Source organism: Achromobacter sp., assembly GCF_050285565.1.
GTDB lineage: Bacteria > Pseudomonadota > Gammaproteobacteria > Burkholderiales > Burkholderiaceae_B > Achromobacter.
Genome location: NZ_JBLZXG010000006.1, coordinates 97,625 through 114,262 on the forward strand (window position 1 = coordinate 97,625; position 16,638 = coordinate 114,262).

At 62.7% G+C, this 16,638-nt stretch carries 12 protein-coding genes and 1 pseudogene; 7 read left to right on the forward strand and 6 right to left on the reverse strand.

Annotation, left to right across the window (positions count from 1 at the left end; all coding sequences use genetic code 11):
• Positions 1-14 precede the first annotated feature (14 nt).
• From ACN6O8_RS13960 to ACN6O8_RS13980, 5 genes and pseudogenes are all read left to right on the forward strand, one after another.
• Positions 15-1,679 (forward strand): type I restriction-modification system subunit M, encoded by a 1,665-nt coding sequence (locus tag ACN6O8_RS13960; RefSeq protein ID WP_427991625.1) that lies wholly within the window; start codon positions 15-17, stop codon positions 1,677-1,679.
• Positions 1,676-3,265, forward strand: a complete 1,590-nt coding sequence (locus tag ACN6O8_RS13965) for a restriction endonuclease subunit S (protein WP_427991626.1) — start codon at positions 1,676-1,678, stop codon at positions 3,263-3,265. Before ACN6O8_RS13960 ends, ACN6O8_RS13965 begins: the two co-directional genes overlap by 4 nt.
• Complete coding sequence (locus tag ACN6O8_RS13970; protein WP_427991627.1) at positions 3,262-5,130, forward strand: restriction system-associated AAA family ATPase; 1,869 nt, start codon at positions 3,262-3,264, stop codon at positions 5,128-5,130. Before ACN6O8_RS13965 ends, ACN6O8_RS13970 begins: the two co-directional genes overlap by 4 nt.
• Positions 5,130-6,203, forward strand: coding sequence for an HNH endonuclease (locus tag ACN6O8_RS13975; protein ID WP_427991628.1), 1,074 nt, complete (start codon positions 5,130-5,132; stop codon positions 6,201-6,203). Before ACN6O8_RS13970 ends, ACN6O8_RS13975 begins: the two co-directional genes overlap by 1 nt.
• Positions 6,204-6,555: 352 nt before the next feature.
• A pseudogene (locus tag ACN6O8_RS13980) lies at positions 6,556-6,648 on the forward strand (transposase); the annotation flags it as partial.
• A gap of 50 nt (positions 6,649-6,698) precedes the next feature.
• Here the strand turns inward: ACN6O8_RS13980 and ACN6O8_RS13985 are convergent.
• The 4 genes from ACN6O8_RS13985 to ACN6O8_RS14000 all read right to left on the reverse strand — a co-directional run bounded on the left by ACN6O8_RS13985 (position 6,699) and on the right by ACN6O8_RS14000 (position 11,793).
• On the reverse strand, positions 6,699-8,849 hold the full coding sequence (locus ACN6O8_RS13985) for a TonB-dependent siderophore receptor (protein WP_427991629.1): 2,151 nt from the start codon (positions 8,847-8,849) through the stop codon (positions 6,699-6,701).
• Positions 8,850-9,151: 302 nt separating this feature from the next.
• Entirely contained in the window at positions 9,152-9,649 is a 498-nt protein-coding gene (locus tag ACN6O8_RS13990) for a DUF2938 domain-containing protein (protein WP_427991630.1), read from the reverse strand.
• A gap of 95 nt (positions 9,650-9,744) precedes the next feature.
• Entirely contained in the window at positions 9,745-10,191 is a 447-nt protein-coding gene (locus ACN6O8_RS13995) for a MarR family winged helix-turn-helix transcriptional regulator (RefSeq protein ID WP_427991631.1), read from the reverse strand.
• Positions 10,192-10,194: 3 nt separating this feature from the next.
• Entirely contained in the window at positions 10,195-11,793 is a 1,599-nt protein-coding gene (locus tag ACN6O8_RS14000; protein WP_427991632.1) for an MDR family MFS transporter, read from the reverse strand.
• Positions 11,794-12,129: 336 nt separating this feature from the next.
• On the opposite strand from ACN6O8_RS14000, the gene ACN6O8_RS14005 reads away from it, so the two are divergent.
• Together ACN6O8_RS14005 and ACN6O8_RS14010 are read left to right on the forward strand one after the other, a co-directional pair.
• Entirely contained in the window at positions 12,130-14,625 is a 2,496-nt protein-coding gene (locus tag ACN6O8_RS14005; protein ID WP_427991633.1) for an AsmA family protein, read from the forward strand.
• Complete coding sequence (locus ACN6O8_RS14010; RefSeq protein WP_427991634.1) at positions 14,622-15,008, forward strand: MOSC N-terminal beta barrel domain-containing protein; 387 nt, start codon at positions 14,622-14,624, stop codon at positions 15,006-15,008. Before ACN6O8_RS14005 ends, ACN6O8_RS14010 begins: the two co-directional genes overlap by 4 nt.
• A gap of 69 nt (positions 15,009-15,077) precedes the next feature.
• Here the strand turns inward: ACN6O8_RS14010 and ACN6O8_RS14015 are convergent, their stop codons facing one another.
• Entirely contained in the window at positions 15,078-16,298 is a 1,221-nt protein-coding gene (locus ACN6O8_RS14015; RefSeq protein WP_427991635.1) for a benzoate/H(+) symporter BenE family transporter, read from the reverse strand.
• Positions 16,295-16,546 carry a YfhL family 4Fe-4S dicluster ferredoxin gene (locus ACN6O8_RS14020; RefSeq protein ID WP_427991636.1) on the reverse strand — a complete coding sequence of 84 codons (252 nt, stop codon included), beginning with the start codon at positions 16,544-16,546 and terminating at the stop codon, positions 16,295-16,297. The genes ACN6O8_RS14015 and ACN6O8_RS14020 overlap by 4 nt, the downstream gene beginning before the upstream one ends.
• Positions 16,547-16,638 lie beyond the last annotated feature (92 nt).

The window sequence follows — 16,638 nt, forward strand, 5'->3', positions numbered from 1 at the left end:
TAGCAGAGCACACCATGCTTCAAAACAATCCCGAACTCAAAAGCAAGATCGACCAGCTCTGGAACAAATTCTGGAGTGGTGGCATCAGCAACCCGCTTACCGCTATCGAGCAGATCACCTACCTGCTGTTCATGAAACGGCTGGACGAACTGGATCAAAAGAGACAGGCCGATGCCGAGTGGACCGGCGAGAAATACACCTCCAAGTTTGAAGGCACCTGGATTCCACCCGAGGAGCGCAACTGGCCTGTGGCGGAACACCGTCCAGTCGACAAACGCACGCTGCGCTGGAGTGAGTTCAAGCGCATGCCGGCCGAAGAGATGCTGCAGCACGTGCAGGGCAAGGTATTCCCCTTCCTGAAAGACCTGAACGGCGCTGAATCCAATTTCACCCATCATATGAAGAACGCCGTGTTCATCATTCCCAAGCCAGCCCTACTGGTTGAAGCGGTGAAGACTATCGACGAAATTTTCGAGGTGATGGAGAAGGACTCACGGGAAAATGGTCAGTCCTTTCAGGACATCCAGGGAGATGTCTATGAAATGCTGCTGGCCGAGATCGCCACCGCTGGCAAGAATGGCCAGTTCCGTACCCCGCGCCACATCATCAAGCTGATGGCCGAACTGGTGCAGCCACAGCTAGGCTCCAAGATAGCCGACCCTGCCTGCGGCACTGGCGGCTTCCTGCTGGGCGCCTACCAGTACATCGTCACCCAGTTGGCCATCAAGGCAGGAACCAAGAACCTTGAGCCCGATGAAGACGGCTTTTTCCGCACCTCGATCGCTGCCGCACTGACCGAAAAGGCTCAGGCCATCCTGCAGGAAAGCCTGTACGGCTACGACATAGACGCCACCATGGTGCGCTTGGGTCTGATGAACTTGATGATGCACGGCATTGATGAGCCGCACATCGACTATCAGGACACCCTGAGCAAGAGCTACAACGAAGAAGCCGAGTACGACATCGTGCTGGCCAACCCGCCCTTCACCGGCAGCATCGACAAGGGTGATATCAACGAAAACCTGCAACTCTCCACCACCAAGACCGAACTGCTGTTTGTCGAGAACATCTATCGCCTGCTCAAGAAGGGTGGCACTGCCTGCGTGATCGTGCCGCAGGGCGTGCTGTTTGGCTCTGGCGGAGCATTCAAAACGCTGCGCCAGATGCTGGTGGAGCGTTGCGACCTCAAGGCCGTGATCACCCTGCCCAGCGGCGTGTTCAAACCCTATGCCGGGGTCAGCACCGCCATTCTGCTGTTCACCAAGGTTTGGGGGCCGAAAGACAAGGTGAGCAAAGCCGCCACCGAACACGTCTGGTTTTACGAAATGGCCGCCGACGGCTATTCGCTGGACGACAAGCGCAGCAAGCAGGAAGGCTTTGGCGACCTGCAAGACATCATCGCCCAATTCCACGCCCGCAACGCGGCGACCGACACCGACCGCACCGCCAAGTGCTTCATGGTGCCGCGCGCCGAGATTACTGACGAGAAGAACAACTACGACCTCTCGCTCTCACGCTATAAGCAGGATGTCTTCGAGGAAGTGCATTACGACAAGCCGAGCGTGATTCTGGATCGGCTGATTCAGGCCGAGGTGGGCGATGTGGATGAAGCGGATCTCTCCAAGGTGCGAAGCGGCATCGTGCGCGAGCTGCTGGAGTTGAAGGGGATTGTGGGATGAGGAAAGTCAAACTTTCTGACGTTTGCGACATATCGAGCGGCGGCACACCATCAAGAACTAATCCAGAGAATTTCAAGGGTAATATTCCTTGGGCAAAAATTTCCGACATTGAAAACGCCGTCAATGGCGTAGTTCATGATACCGAGGAGCACATTTCTGCTGAAGGGTTAAAGAGCATTCGTGGCAAGTTGTTTCCCGAGGGGACTCTTCTATTTGCCATGTATGGCTCAATTGGGAAGGTCGGCATTTGCGGGCGAGAACTATCGACCAATCAAGCAATTCTTGGCATCCGTCCAAAAAGAGAAAATGAAATTGATCTTGGATTCCTCAAGACTTGGTTTTCAAGCAACAAGCAGAGACTTATTAATCAAGGTCGTGGTGTTGCACTGAAGAACCTTTCAGCAACGATTGTTCGGAATCTTGAAATCGATCTCCCTGATTTCGACAATCAAATCCGCATTGCCTACCTGCTAGGCAAAGTTGAAGGGCTGATCGCCCAGCGCAAACAACACCTGCAACAACTCGACGACCTGCTCAAGAGCGTGTTTCTGGAGATGTTTGGCGACCCGGTACGAAATCAGAAAGGGTGGAAGATAGGCTCCCTTGGTTCATATGGCTCGTTCAAGAATGGCCTTAACTTCGGCAAGGGCGAGAGTGGCGTGACTGTTCGCTATCTGGGCGTGGGTGATTTCAAATCCAAGGCTGCGTTAGATGATTTTGATAGCCTTGGATTCATTGAACTCAACGAACTGCCTGCGGCGGACTATTTCCTCCATGACGGCGACCTCCTCTTTGTCCGATCCAATGGAAACAGAGAGCTGGTAGGCCGCTGCATGGCGGTGTATCCAGGAAAGGAGCGAGCCACTTACAGTGGCTTTTGCATTCGGTACCGTATTACTGATGCTTCTCTGCTCGCAGTTTACGTTGCTCACCTCTTCCGCTCCGCAGCATTCCGCCGTGTTCTTTTTCAGGGCGGGCAAGGGGCGAACATTCAGAATATCAATCAACAGATTCTTTCTGGCCTACCAATCCCAATTCCCGATGAAGGTCTGCAGAACCAGTTCGCCGCGATCGTCGAAAAGGTCGAAGCCCTTAAATCCCGCTACCAACAAAGCCTCACCGATCTCGAAGCCCTCTACGGTGCCCTGAGCCAGCAGGCCTTCAAGGGTGAACTGGATTTGTCGCGGGTGGCCTTGCCTGCCGCCCCCATCAAAGGAGAAAGCCCGGTGGTTGCTGCCGTGCCTGCGCCCATCACCACGCCGGTGATCGAACTGCCCGAAACCGATTTACTGCTGCCCGCACTGCAAGACCGCACGCACCTTGCGCCGCTGCTGCGTTTCTGGCTGGAGGCCTATCGTACGCAGTTGGGCAGTGCGGCTTTCTCCCTCGAACGATTCATCGCCGCCGCGCAAACCCGACTGGCTGAACTACATACGGACAATGACTTTGAACTGGGCAGCGATGACTACGAGCACATCAAAGCCTGGGTGTTCAAGTCGCTGGCAGCAGGCGCGTTGACTCAGGGGTTTGACGATGCGGGCAACTGCATCGAGCTCAAAGCCACCGCCGAGCAAAGTCCGGCATGAAACTTCTGCGCCTCAAGATCACCGATCCGGCCGGCTTTCGCAGCCTGCCTTGCGGTTTTGAACACCACTTTCGCACCGAGTGGAGCTTGCAGGACGAGCTGGCGCAAGCGAACGACTTTGCGCCCTTCGTTTGCGCCGGGCCCAATGGCAGCGGCAAATCCAACTTGCTCGAAGCGCTGGCGGCCGTCTTCTTTCAACTGGAAGTGTTGCGCGTGCGGCGCAGCTTTCTGCCGGAGGCCTTGCAGGACGAGGCGCTGGATGTTTCGCCCGTCGCCTTTGAGTTGGACTACCTGATCCGCGTGCCCGCCGAGTACCGCAGTCCCGACAGCCCGCCGTGGGCGAAAGTGGGTGTGTGGAAGAAGGCCGGTGAATCGGTGCGATTTCTTTGGGACAACCAGGACGACTTCGACACCGATGTGTATGAGGCGTTCAAGGGCGGACACGCCGACATCCTGTTGCCGCAGTACGTGCTGGGTTATTCCTCGGGCGAGAACGAGATCCTCAGTCTGCCCTTCTTCAAGATGCGTTTCGTGCAGTTCGACGAGTACTGGAATGCACTGACCCGCCAACTGAGCTACCCCGGCCACCCCGAGACGCGGCTGGCCTATCTGGACAGCGGATTCAGTCAGGCCATCCTGCTGTGCAACCTGCTGTTTCAGGGCGAGAGCACACTTCAGCCCTTCCGCGAGGATGTGGGCATCGAGGCCTTGCGGGAATTCCGCATCATCCTGCGCCGCCGAATTCCGATCGATGCAATACAACTGGAAGCCTTCGACCTCGCTGATGAAGATCAGAAGCGCGAGCGACGGAATCGAATACAGGCGGAAGCTCGAACACGCGGACTTTCAGAGTCTGATATCAGCCAGTCAGTTGATGATTGGGTTCGCCGCGAGATCATAAAAGACAACCCCGCGCTCTCGGAAACTGATGAGCCGGGAAATACGCGCTATCGCCTGAATCTGCTGCAGTTGCTGGAGGCTGACGAGAAGTCCTCGCTGGTGGTGAGCGCCCTCAAGCGTTGTGCCACTCTGAGTTACAACGACGACGCCAGCGATGCGCTGGTGCTCGACTACTGGGTGAATGAGGCGACCCGGCAGGCATTCCGCGAGAACTTCGATGGTTCGGCGCTGGCGCTGTTCCAGGCATTTCAGGTGCTGTTGACGCTCAACCTGTATGCCGTCAGCGATGTGCTGAAGGCCGATCTCTACACTTCGACCAGCCACTACGTCAGCGAGACGGTGCCAACCTTGGCATCCGACCAGCGCATCATGCGTTTCAAGTTCGTGCACTTCACCAAGCAGGGCGTGGCCGAGCCGATGATGCTCAAGGAATTGTCGGACGGCGAGCACCAGTTGCTGCACAGCCTCGGCCTGTGCCTGCTGTTTCGGGAGACCAACAGCCTTTTCCTTCTCGACGAGCCCGAAACGCACTTCAATCCCGACTGGCGCGCCAACTTCATCAGCCGCTTGCGCCAGTGCCTGCCGGGCCAGGGTGAATTCGCGCAGGAAATGCTGATCACCACCCACACACCATTTCTGATCTCCGACAGCAAGCCGGACAAGGTGCTGGTGTTTGCCAAGGACAAAGCCAGCGGCAAGGTCAGCATCAGCCACCCGCCGTACAACACGCTGGGCGCTTCGATTAACAAGATCACCATGAACACCTTTGGCAAGCGCGAAACCGTCGGCGGCCATGCGAAGGCCTTGCTGGACGCCTTGCGGGCCCGCTTTGAACAGGGCACCGAAGACAAGGAAGCCCTGATCACGGAGATTCACCAGCAGCTCGGTGACTCGGTGGAGAAAGTGCTGTTGATCAAAGCCATTCTTGACAGCGCTCAGTCAGACAATGGGGAGGAGCAGGACTGATGTTGTTCTCGTATACCTATGTGCCGCATCAGATGGAGAAGATGCAGGTGTTTATTGACTTCATTTTTCATGAGGTCTGGTGCAAAGCACCGGTTGGCTTGGTCTTCCATCCGGACCTTTTTGACGGCAGCCCGGAACTCAAGGAGGTCATGGGCGAGTTCGGCTTTTCCGCGCAAGCGGCAGAGCGAGGAAAGGCGTTTTACAAAGATGTGAAGGCAATCTACGATCTTTTCGCATCACTCTCACCGAGAGAGATTGACCAGTTCAAGCTGTGGTATCAGGGCAATAACGATCTGGAAAAAGTCTGTGCCAACGATCCTGCAACGCACCTCGCCCGTTACGCCGACATCGCCGTCAATCACAAAGAACTTGCAGATCAACTCGGTATCTTCTTCAAGGGACTGTATTCGCAATCGCTTTTGGGTCTCGCTGCACTGCGCGCCAAGATCGGTGATATCGACGATCACTATCAAGCCTTCGTGTCCACCAACAAAACAGGGAAGTGTCCGTTCTGCGGCATAGGCGATATCAAGGGTGAGAATCACAGCAAACGCGAAGCCTACGACCACTATTTGCCGAAAGCGCTATATCCATTCAATTCCATCAATTTTCGCAATCTCGCTCCCGCCTGCCATGAGTGCAATAGCACCTATAAACTAAGCAAAGATCCTGTACACAGTGCAGTGGGACGGCGTAAGGCCTTCTATCCGTATGCAGTTGTCAGCCATACCGTTGAATTGCAGGTTACTTTGCAACATGCAGACTTCGATAAATTGAAGCATGCCGACATCACAATTCAACTCGGTCCTGCGGAATTGGCTGAAGAACTCGACACATGGAAGCACGCATACGGAATTGAAGAGCGCTACAGAGCCAAAATCTGCGCGGAGAACAACGGTAAATACTGGCTGACGCAGGTGCTGGACGAGTGGAAAATGGACGGTCGAGATCCTGCTGACTTCATGGCAACGTTAGCGCGACAGGTGCAGAGGAATCCGTACGCCGAATGCAACTTTCTTAAAATGCCCTTTCTGGATGCTTGTCGGCAGGCCGGTGCTTTTTATGGATCGTAGACAGCCGATAAGTCGATTGTGAGCCTTGGGGAGCCCTAGCCGGGATTGGCTTGCCAGATAGACTGCCGTTGTTTCCACCCGCTCTGCCTGAGTTCACGACGGATTTGCTATCGAAAGGGGGCGGCTCGACGTCGTGATAGGCCGAGTTGGTCTGTATCAAGTTAGCCAGCTACCGGTGATTTTCTCCCTATCAACGTTTCGCCTCGTTCCCGTGTATTTCGATACCGCAGCTCATGCACTTTGTGGTGGTCAAGTTTTAGTGGACACCGCGATAGGTGGCTCTTGGGCGCAGTGACCTGCTCCCCGTGGTTAGTACGAAATCGATGTAGAGTCCGTTCACAAAGGAACGGCAATGAAGAAACGATTTACGGAAGAACAGATCATCGGGGTGCTGAAGGAGGCCAAGGCAGGGGCCAAGGTGGCCGAACTGTGCCGCAAACAAGGCGCTCTCCGACGGCATGCGTCAGGCATGCCGCTCCGTGCGCGACGGTGCCTTCAAAACTTCGCCTGCAAGCTCAACGTCACCCGCCGCGGCTCGCCATAGATCAAGCCGTTGTAGAACCCATACTGCCGGTAGTACGTCTTGTCGAACAGGTTGCTGACGTTCAGCATGGCCGACAGATGGCGGTTGATGTCGTAGCGCGCCATCGCGTTGAACAGCGCATACCCCTTCAGGGGAATCGGCGAGTCGTCGAAGCCGCCTCGGCCATTGGGCCGGCCGGGGTAGGGCTCGGACACCGTCTTGCCTTGCCAGGTCAGGCCGCCGCCGATGGTCAGCCCTCGCAGCAGTCCCTGCAGCCGGTAGGTGGTGTTCAGCCGCAGCAGATGGCGTGGATCGGGGCGCTCGGCGGTGTCGTTGTTGCCGACGTCCAGATAGGTGTAGCCCAGATAGACGTTCCAGGCGGCCGTCACGGCGCCGGCGATCTCGGCGTCCACGCCCTTGACGATGACGCCGGTGCCGGGCTGGTAGGCCTGTTCACCATCCGGCGTCAACCTGTCGCCGTCTTTCAGGGCGACGTTCTTCTGCAGGCTGCGGAATGCCGACACGGCGGCATTGAGCGCGCCATTGAACCATTCGCCCTTGATGCCGGCCTCGTAGCTGGCGCCCGTGATGGGCTTGAGGGTGTCGCCGCTTTCGTTCTTGCTGGTCTGCGGCGTGAAGACATCGGTGTAGCTGGCGTAGACCGAGTAGTTGGGCGTCAACCCATAGACCAGGCCGTAGTAGGGCGTCCAGGCGTGGGCGGCGTTTTCGCCGGTGCGCGCGCCGCGGGAGCCCGTCGCGTTGTAGTTGTCGCTGTGGATCTGGTAGACGCTGCGGCGCAGTCCGGTGATCAGGGTCAGGTCGTTGGCGAGCTCGAAGCGGCCCGCGACGTAGCCGCCATATAGCGTTGTCCGGGTGACGCGGCGGGCGTCGGTGCGGAAGGCGCGGATGTTGCCATATTCGTCGCCGCGCCAGGCGCGCCAATCCGCGACGGGCAACTCGGTGCGGTATTGGCAGCGGCCCCGGAAGCCGGCGATGCCGTCGATGCTGCAGTTGCTGCTGTTGAAAGTCCAGGACGGTTCGTCCATGCGCGAGCCGTTCAGGCCGACGAGCAGTTCGTGCCGGCGTCCGAACAGTTCCAGGGGCCCCGATAGATCCAGCGAGAACGCGTCGGTTTCGCCTTCGGTCTCCGAATGGATGGCATTGAGGTAGGCGCCGCTGCCGTCCTGATTCCAATGGGGCCAGCGGACCCTGCCGTTGTTGACCTTGATGGCGCCCTTGTTGTTCAGGTCCGCGCGCGAGGTGTGGGCATAGTCGGCGCGCAGCTTCCAGTCGTTGTCGAAGCGATGGTCGAGCGAGGCGAACAGCGTCTTCGCTTCCATGTCGGTCTTGCTCCAGTCCGCCGCGAGGTTGAGGCTGCGGCGGAAATGGGTCGGCGATCCGTCCGCGAACCAGGCGGGCACGTTGGCGCCCCAGGAGGCGCCGTGGAAGATGCTGTGTTCGTACTGGAAGCCCAGGCCCACCTGCGTACGGTTCGTCACGTCCATGGCGAAGCTGGCCAGGAACCCCTGCCGTTCGATGCCCGAGTGGTCGCGGAACTCGTCGGAGTCCTCGCCGCTGAATACCAGGCGCGAGCGGACGCGGCCGTCCGCCGCCAGCGGTATGTTGATGTCGCCGACGGCGTTCTTCTTGTTCCAGCTTCCGGTGCGCAGGGTCAGGCTCGCGCCGAGCGCGCGGCCAGGGCGCTTGCGCACCAGGTCGACGGTGGCGGAGGGATCGCCGGTGCCGCCCAACAATCCGTTCGCGCCCCGCACGATGCTGACGCGGTCGTACAGATCCATGTTGATCGCGCCGCTGCCGCCGCCGTTGAACGACGAGCCGCCGATGATCGACAGGCCATCGACCTTGTAGTTGGTGATGTCGAAGCCGCGTGCCCGCCAGGTGGTGCGCCCGCCGTTGTCCAACTCGACGAAGGTGATGCCCGTGGTGCTGCCCAGGACGTCGCCGATGGACTGCATGCCCTGGTCGTCCATCTGCTGGCGGGTCACCACCGACACGGACTGGGGCGTTTCCTTCGGACTCAGCGTCAGGCCGGTCGAGGCGCGGGTGGCGGGCACGGTATAGGATCGGGTCGCCTCGGTAGGTTCGTCGGTTTGCCCGCTCACTTCAATGGCCGGGAGCGTGGCCGGGCCGTGCGAGGGGTTGCCCGCAATGCCCGGTTGCTGTGTTTGCGCGTGCGCGGATGCGGATGTCAGGGCAATGGCAAGCAGGCTGAAAAGGACGGGCGAGCCTGATGAGTGTCGGTGCATGGCGATCTATCCCTGTATTTCTTGAAATGAAATCGCATCGATTCGCGTTTTTATTTATTGATGCGGCTGTGCAGGAATATGCAGGATCCGGGGCGGAATGGGGGCGCGCGGCAGCCCGCGCCGGCAAAAGAAGACTTGTTTAAGGGGGCGCGCGCCGTTCAGGCGCCGCGCGCCAGCGCCACCCCCCATCCCGCGAGATAGAGCCCGACGCCGAACGAAGCGTGCGCCATTAGGCTGCGTAGCCGGGCCAGGCCGGGTCTTGGCGTCCTGGACGCCGCGAGGCCGGCGCCCATGCCGGGCTGCAGGATCAGGAACGGCGCCGCGACCGTGGCGATGCCGACGATCAGCGCCGGCAGCAGGGTCGGCCGGTCGGCCCAGGCCGGGCCCCAGATCGCCAGGAGAACCAGGGCGAACACGATGCCGATGGCGTAATGGGCGAGCCAGCCGATGGCGCGTTCGCCCGTCACGGGCGCCGAGCGGACGATGGCGGGGTGGCTCAAGCGCCCCTGGGGCAGGTGGCCGAGCCAGCGGCCGACCAGCGCGTAGTCCAGTGACGCAATGCCGAACAGACGCTTGAGCAGCAGCGCCCACAGGTCCATGACGAGGGTGGCGCCGGCGCCGATCAGCGCGGCGCGAAGCAGAAGGTCAGGGGCCATGCGGACTCCGGTGAAATGAAAATAACAATCAATATATTAATTGAATGTTATTGAATAACGTTCCGGGATGTCAACGCGGCTTGCGGGGTGTGGCGTTACTCGCCCTTGCCGCCGCCCGCCGCGCGCAGGAAGTTTTCTTCCAGCACGTTGAGCACGCGGTTCAGCGTGTCGATGTCGGCGGCCGACAGCCCCTTGAGCGATTCGTCGAAGAAGGCCGCGCGCTTGGGCAGGGCCTCGTCGACCACGGCCTGGCCAGCCGGTGTCAGGCGGGCGTTGGTCAGGCGGTTGTCGTGCGGATCGACGGCGCGCGCGATCCAGCCGAGTTTCTGCATCGCCTGGAGCTGGCGGGTAAGCGAGGCGGGATCGAGGCGGCAGCGCTCGGCCAGGTGCTTTTGCGAGCATGGGCCGTTTTCATGCAGCGCCAGCAGGATGCGCCAGCGCGGCAGCGCATGGCCGACCCGGCTGCTGAAGGCGCTCTGCATGACCCGGTAGGTCTGGCCCATGTGCTGGATGACCTGCAGGCCCTGTTGTTGTTTGGGCAAAAGCTACTCTCCGACGGCGGCGGGCTCCGGCTTGGCGGGGCGCGCCAATTGCACCAGGGGGACGCGCCGCACGCACCACAGCGCCAGCAGCGCGACCGCCAGGGCGATGAGCTGCCCTTGGTGGATGGCGCCGACCAGCGCTACGCGCGCGGTCTCGATCAGCGACGTTCCATCCTGGCCTTGATGCGCCAATTGTGCCAGGAACTGGCTCTGGGCCTGGGGGTTGACCAGCATCTGCGGGTCGTCCAGTTGCGGCAGCCAGCGCGCCGCGGCGCCGCGCAGCGTCGATTCGACGCCGGTGAGATAGCGGTGGCTGACCAGGGTGCCGACCACGGCCGTGCCGAGCATGCCGCCGATCATGCGCAGCGATTGCAGCAGCGCGGTGGCGATGCCCAGGTGGCTGCGGCCGGCGGTCTGCTGCGCGAATACGGTCAGGTTGGGCATGATGAAGCCCATGCCCAGCCCGGCCAGGAGCATGTAGGCGGCGATCAGGCCGCGCGGCGTGTCTTGGTGGGTGGTGACGATGCCCAGGCAGGAGAGCGCCATCAGGATGAAGCCCGCGTACAGCATGCGGTTGGGGTTGCCGATGCGGGTGATGATGCGGCCGTTGATGATGCTGCCCACGGTGATGAAGACCACCATCGGCGTGATCAGCAGGCCCGCGTCCTGCGGCGACAGCCCGAAGCCGCCCTGCAACAGCAGCGGCGCGTAGAACAGCAGCGAGTACATCGTCACGCCCACCAGCAGGGCCAGGATGAACAGCATGGCCAGGCCACGGTTGCGGAACATGTCGAAGGGCAGCAGCGGATGCGGGCAGCGCCGTTCCCACCAGATCAACAGGCCGAAGGCGGCGGCGCTGCCCGCGCCCAGCAGGCCGATGGTCGCGCTGGCGCCTTCATTGGGCAGCAGTTCCACCAGCAGTTGCAGGCTGCCGAGCGCGGCGGCGATCAGCAGCGCGCCCTGCCAGTCCAGGCGCACCTTACCGGTGGCGTGGTTGCGCAAGTGCGGCAGGTAGCGCGTCACGAACCACAGGCCGAGGACGCCGATGGGCAGGTTGACGTAGAACACCGAGCGCCAGCCATAGTGCTCGGTCAGCGCGCCGCCCAGGGTCGGGCCGACCGCGTTGGCGATGCCGAAGGCCGAGCTGAGCATCACCTGCCAGCGCAGCCGCACGTGCGGGTCGGGAAACAGGTCGGGAATGGAGGCGAAGGCCGTGCCCACCAGCATGCCGCCGCCGATGCCTTGCAAGGCCCGCGCCAGCACCAGCGCGAACATGCTGTCGGCGGCGCCGCACAGCACCGAGGCCAGCGTGAACAGCACGATCGCCGCCACCACGAAGGGCTTGCGGCCGTAGTAGTCGCCCAGGCGGCCGAAAATCGGCACGGTGATGACCGAGGTCAGCAGATAGGACGTCGCCACCCACGCATACAGCGCGAAGCCCTTGAGTTCGGCCACGATGGTGGGCAACGCGGTACCCACCACGGTCTGGTCGATGGCGACCATCATCATGACGAAGCACATGCCCAGCATGGCAAGCAGCGTCTGCCGGAAGGGCAGCACCTGACCGGGCGAATACGGGGCGCTGGGGGCGGCGGCGGGCATTATTGGATAGATCAATGATTGATGGATCAATCATTCTAGCCCTACAATCCCCGGGACAGAAAACCGTCAGTTTCAAGTCGGGCGCGCAGAGGGGCCTGATTTGTTACGATAGCGGTATGTGCACGCTGGTCATGCTGGCGTCTTCAGCAGGTCTTTCCATGGCAGTTCCTTTCCGCTTGGCGTCCCGGCTTCCGGCCTGGCGCTCGCGGCGGCACGCGATCGAAGACGGACAAATCAGGAAGCCGCGCGCCCGGCGCGACGGCATAGCGCCATTTCCGCGCCCGGCGCGGCGGATGGCATTCAAGGATTACCAGTCGAGGTACCGACGGGGCGGCAATGAAAACGTGGTTCAAGCGCATTCTGATAGGCCTGGTGGTGTTGGTTGTCGTGGCCGTCGTTGGCCTGGCCATCTTTCTGCTGACGTTCGACCCCAACGCGTACAAGTACAAGCTCGAAGAGCTGGTCCAGGAACGCTATCACCGCACCCTCACGATCGACGGCGCGATCGAGTTGTCGCTGTTCCCGCGCATTGGCCTGTCGGTGCAGGGCGTGTCGCTGTCCGAGGTCAATAGCACCGACACCTTCGCCTCCATCGAGAGCACCCGCCTGGCGGTGGCCGTGTGGCCGCTGCTGTCCAACAGCTTCGTGGTCGATCACGTCGCCATCAGCGGTTTCAAGGCGCGCGTGGTGCGCAACAAGGACGGCCAGTTCAATTTCAGCAACCTGGTGGGCGGCACCGCGCCCGTCGTCGCCACGCCCGCCAATCCGGCCGAGGCGTTGGCTGGAGCGGCGCAGACCGCCGCGCAGGCGCTGACCAGCGGCACCCTGCCGTCGTCACGCAACAACATGCAGATCGATATCGCCGGTCTCGACCTGAAGGACGGCGAGGTGCTGCTGCAGGACGAGATGTCGGGCATGGCCGTGGCCGTGACCCGGATCAACGCCAATACCGGCCGCGTCACCTTCAACCAGCCGTTCGACGTGCGCCTGAATGCGCGCGTCGAGGGTGGCAATCCGCGCATCGACGCCAACCTGACCGGCCAGGCGCTGCTGACGCTGGATCCGTCGGCCAAGCGCTATGCGGCGCAGAAGCTGGACCTGCGCATGGACGGCAAGCTGCCGGGCGCGGAAGCCAAGAGCCTGGCGATGCGCGGCAACCTGGCGTTCAACGGCCAGAAGTCGGCGCTGGACGTGGCCGGCCTGGAAGTCGTGTTCCAGGGCGAGATCACCGACCCGGGCGCGCGCGCCACCAATGTCGAGGCCAGCGTGGCCATGCCCAAGCTGTCGATCGACCCGCACAAGAGCCAATTGCAGATCGAGAAGCTGGCGGTGCGCGCCAAGGGCAGCGTGGCCGATGGCCCGTTTGAATTCGCCGTGGATGCGCCGGCGCTGAACATTTCGCCCACGCAGGCCACGGGCGAGGCCCTGACCGGCCGCGTGCGCATCAGCGGCCTGGACGCCAGCTTCGGCCTGAACGGCATCAGCGGCAACGCCACCGAGCTCGACATCAAGGAAGCCAAGCTCGACAGCACCTCCAAGAAGGGCGAGCGGGTCGTCAAGCTGACCTTTGCTTCGCCGCTGACGCTGAACCTGTTGCAGCGCCAGGGTGGCCTGTCGGGGCTGCGCGGCGACGTCAGCATCACCGATCCGGGCCTGCCCAAGGGCAACCTGCAGATTCCCGTGATCGGCAGCCTCAACGTCGACCTGCTCAAGGACACGGCCAACAGCAAGATCAACGCCGTGCTCGAAGGCGGCAAGTTCGACCTGACCGCCGACATCGCCAAGCTGAGCGATGCGCCGCAGGTGAACTTCGCGCTGGCCGTCGATACGCTGGACCTGGACAAGCTGGTGCCGCCGGTCGCCACCGCGCCCGCCAAGCCGCCCGTCGACGGCAAGAAGGACGAGACCAAGCCGGCTCAGCCGGCGCCGGCCGCGCCGGTGGACGACACGATCAACCTGTCGGCGCTGGTCGGCCCGAGCGTGAACGGCACGCTCAAGGTCGGCAAGCTGGTGGTGCGCGGCCTGAAGGCCGACGATGTCGCCGCCGCCATCAAGCTCGATCGCGGCAAGCTCGATATCTCCAGCCTGACCGCCGGCCTGTATGGCGGCAAGCTGGCTGGCGCGCTGTCGCTGGACGCGGCGCAGGGCAACCAGTTGGCCACCAAGATGTCGCTGGCCGGCATCGCCATCGAGCCGCTGCTGATGGATCTGGCGCAGCGCAACGTGCTCAGCGGCACCGGCAGCCTGGCGCTGGACCTGAAGACCGCCGGCGCCAATCCCTACGCCATGAAGAGCGGCCTGGGTGGCACGCTGCAGGTGCGGCTGCGCGACGGCGCCGTCAAGGGCATCAACCTGACGCAGACGCTGCGTGAGCTGAAGGCCGCGCTCAAGCCGGAGTCGCAGGACGAGACCGTGGCGGCCGATACCAGCAAGCAGACCGCGTTCTCCGAAATGGAGGCCGACCTGGCCTTCACCAAGGGCGTGGCCAGCGTGAAGCGGCTGAATGTGGTGTCGCCGTTGCTGCGGGTGACGCAGGGCGAGCCGGCCACCATCGATTTCGTCAAGAGCGAGCTGGACCTGGTGGCGCGCGTCCGCGTGGTCAACCCGGCCGCCGACCCGGAAGGCAAGGAACTGATCGACCTGAAGGACGTGACCATCCCGGTGCGCGTCAAGGGCCCGTTCGACAAGCCTTCGTACACGTTGCTGTGGAAGGACGCCGTTGCCGGCATCCTCAAGCGCAGCCTGGAAAACAAGCTGCGTGAAGCCGTCACCGGCAAGGGCAAGGGCGGCGCGGCGGTGGACAAGGCGCTCAAGGGCCTGTTGGGCAGATGAGCGCCGCCACCTTCCAGCCCATCGCCCAGTGCGGCGTGACGGCGCAGGCCGAGGCCGCGCCCTATCACCGCCAATGGCTGGTGGCCAATGATTCGGGCCAGTGGCTCAACCGCGAGCTGTGCCCGCGGCTGGCGCAGGTCGAAGCGCAAGTGCGCCTGGGCTACCTGGTGCTGCGCGCGCCGGGCATGCTGCGCATGGATATTCCGCTGGATGTGATCGAGGACGACGACAGCGTGCGCTACAGCATGAAGGTCGGCGAACAGGTCATCGACGTGGTCGACGAAGGCGAGCTGGCCGCCGCCTGGATCTCGAACTTCGTGCAGGTGCCGTGCCGCATCATGAAGGTGCATCCGGACACGCCGGTGTCCGTCTGGCCGGACTGAACCTGGCGCGGGGCGCCGCTGGCGAGCCAGCGCCGGGCGCATTGGCCATCCATGCGTGACGGCGTCGGTTCAGGCCGCCGGCTTGCGTTTGTATTCGAACACGGTGTGGGCCAGCAGGCCCGCCACCAGGCCCCAGAAGGCCGAACCGATCCCCCAGAAACTGAAGCCCGAGGCCGTTGCCAGCAGCGTGATGAGCGCGGCTTCGCGCCGTTGCGGATTGGCCATGGCGGCGGCCATGCCGCCCATGATGGTGCCCAGCAGCGCCAGCCCGGCCAGGGCCGCCAGCAGCGCGGCCGGAAGCGCCTGGAAGAACACCGCGACCGCGCCGGCGACGATGCTCAGCGCGACATAGCTGACGCCGTAGGTGGCGGCGGCGATGTAGCGCTTGGAGGGTTCGGCATGCGCTTCGGGCCCGGTGCAGATGGCCGCGCTGATCGCGCCCAGCGTGACGCTGTGGGCGCCGAAGGGGGCGGCCAGCAGGCCCAGCAAGCCGGTGGCGGCCACCAGGCGCGAGGCCGGCGGGCGGTAGCCGGCGGCCTGCAGGATGGCCAGGCCGGGCAGATTCTGCGAGGCCATCGCCACCACGAACAGCGGCACGCCCAGGCTGATCGCGGCCTGCATGCTGAAGGCGGGCGTGGTCCAGACGAATTCGGTCAGGTGCCAGTCGAGCTGGTCGACCTGCATGAGCCCCAGGCCGGCGGCCGTGGCGACCGCCACGGCCATCACCACCAACACGGCGTAGCGTGGCGCCCAGCGCCGGCAAGTCAGGTAGGCGGCGCACATCGCCAGCACCAGCGCCGGCTGCTTGCCGACGTTGGTGAAGATGCCCATGCCGAAGTTGAGCAGCACCCCGGCCAGCATGGCGGCGGCGACTTCACCGGGAATGCGGCGCAGGATCGGATCGATCCAGCCGAACAGGCCGCAGGCCAGTGTCAGCGCGGCCGCCAGCACGAAGGCGCCGATGGCTTCGGGAAACGGCACGCCGGCCAGCGCGGTGACCAGCAGCGCGGCGCCAGGGGTGGACCAGGCCATGACGATGGGCAGGCCGGTGCGCAGGCTGTAGGCCGCGCCACCCAGTCCCAGCACCAGGCTGAGCGAGCCGATCCAGGAGCCGATGCGGGCCGCGTCCAGGCCGGCGGCGTGGCCGGCCTGCACCATCAGCACCGCGGTGCCGCCGAAGCTGACCAGCACGGCGACCAGCCCGGCCGCGATGGCGGAGGCGGACAGGTCGCGGCGGGCGTTGGGGCGGGTGGCGGGGGTGTCGAAGCCGGGTTGCGCGGTGTCGCTCATGCGGCACCGGTCAGGCGGCGGTATTTGGCCATCAATTGGTCCTGGCCTTCCTTCCATTGCGGGTGCAGTTCGATGCACTCGACCGGACAGACCACCTTGCATTGCGGCTCGTCGTGGTGGCCGACGCATTCCGTGCAGCGGTCGGGGTCGATGACGTAGTAGTCCTCGCCCATGGAAATCGCGTCGTTCGGGCACTGGGGCTCGCAAACGTCGCAATTGATGCATTCTTCGGTGATGGTCAGGGCCATGATGGGGGCGGCGGAATCAGGCGGGTCGCTGCAATTGTACTGCCGCGCCCGCCGGCGCCCGCGGCATGTCCCTGGCGCCGGCGGGCCCTTCG

Bases quoted from the DNA above. Each gene is read 5' to 3' on its own strand.
- ACN6O8_RS13960 (WP_427991625.1), top strand. From the start codon at position 15: ATGCTTCAAAACAATCCCGAACTCAAAAGCAAGATCGACCAGCTCTGG.
- ACN6O8_RS13965 (WP_427991626.1), top strand. From the start codon at position 1,676: ATGAGGAAAGTCAAACTTTCTGACGTTTGCGACATATCGAGCGGCGGC.
- ACN6O8_RS13970 (WP_427991627.1), top strand. From the start codon at position 3,262: ATGAAACTTCTGCGCCTCAAGATCACCGATCCGGCCGGCTTTCGCAGC.
- ACN6O8_RS13975 (WP_427991628.1), top strand. From the start codon at position 5,130: ATGTTGTTCTCGTATACCTATGTGCCGCATCAGATGGAGAAGATGCAG.
- ACN6O8_RS13990 (WP_427991630.1), bottom strand. From the start codon at position 9,649: ATGGCCCCTGACCTTCTGCTTCGCGCCGCGCTGATCGGCGCCGGCGCC.
- ACN6O8_RS14000 (WP_427991632.1), bottom strand. From the start codon at position 11,793: ATGCCCGCCGCCGCCCCCAGCGCCCCGTATTCGCCCGGTCAGGTGCTG.
- ACN6O8_RS14005 (WP_427991633.1), top strand. From the start codon at position 12,130: ATGAAAACGTGGTTCAAGCGCATTCTGATAGGCCTGGTGGTGTTGGTT.
- ACN6O8_RS14010 (WP_427991634.1), top strand. From the start codon at position 14,622: ATGAGCGCCGCCACCTTCCAGCCCATCGCCCAGTGCGGCGTGACGGCG.
- ACN6O8_RS14015 (WP_427991635.1), bottom strand. From the start codon at position 16,298: ATGAGCGACACCGCGCAACCCGGCTTCGACACCCCCGCCACCCGCCCC.
- ACN6O8_RS14020 (WP_427991636.1), bottom strand. From the start codon at position 16,546: ATGGCCCTGACCATCACCGAAGAATGCATCAATTGCGACGTTTGCGAG.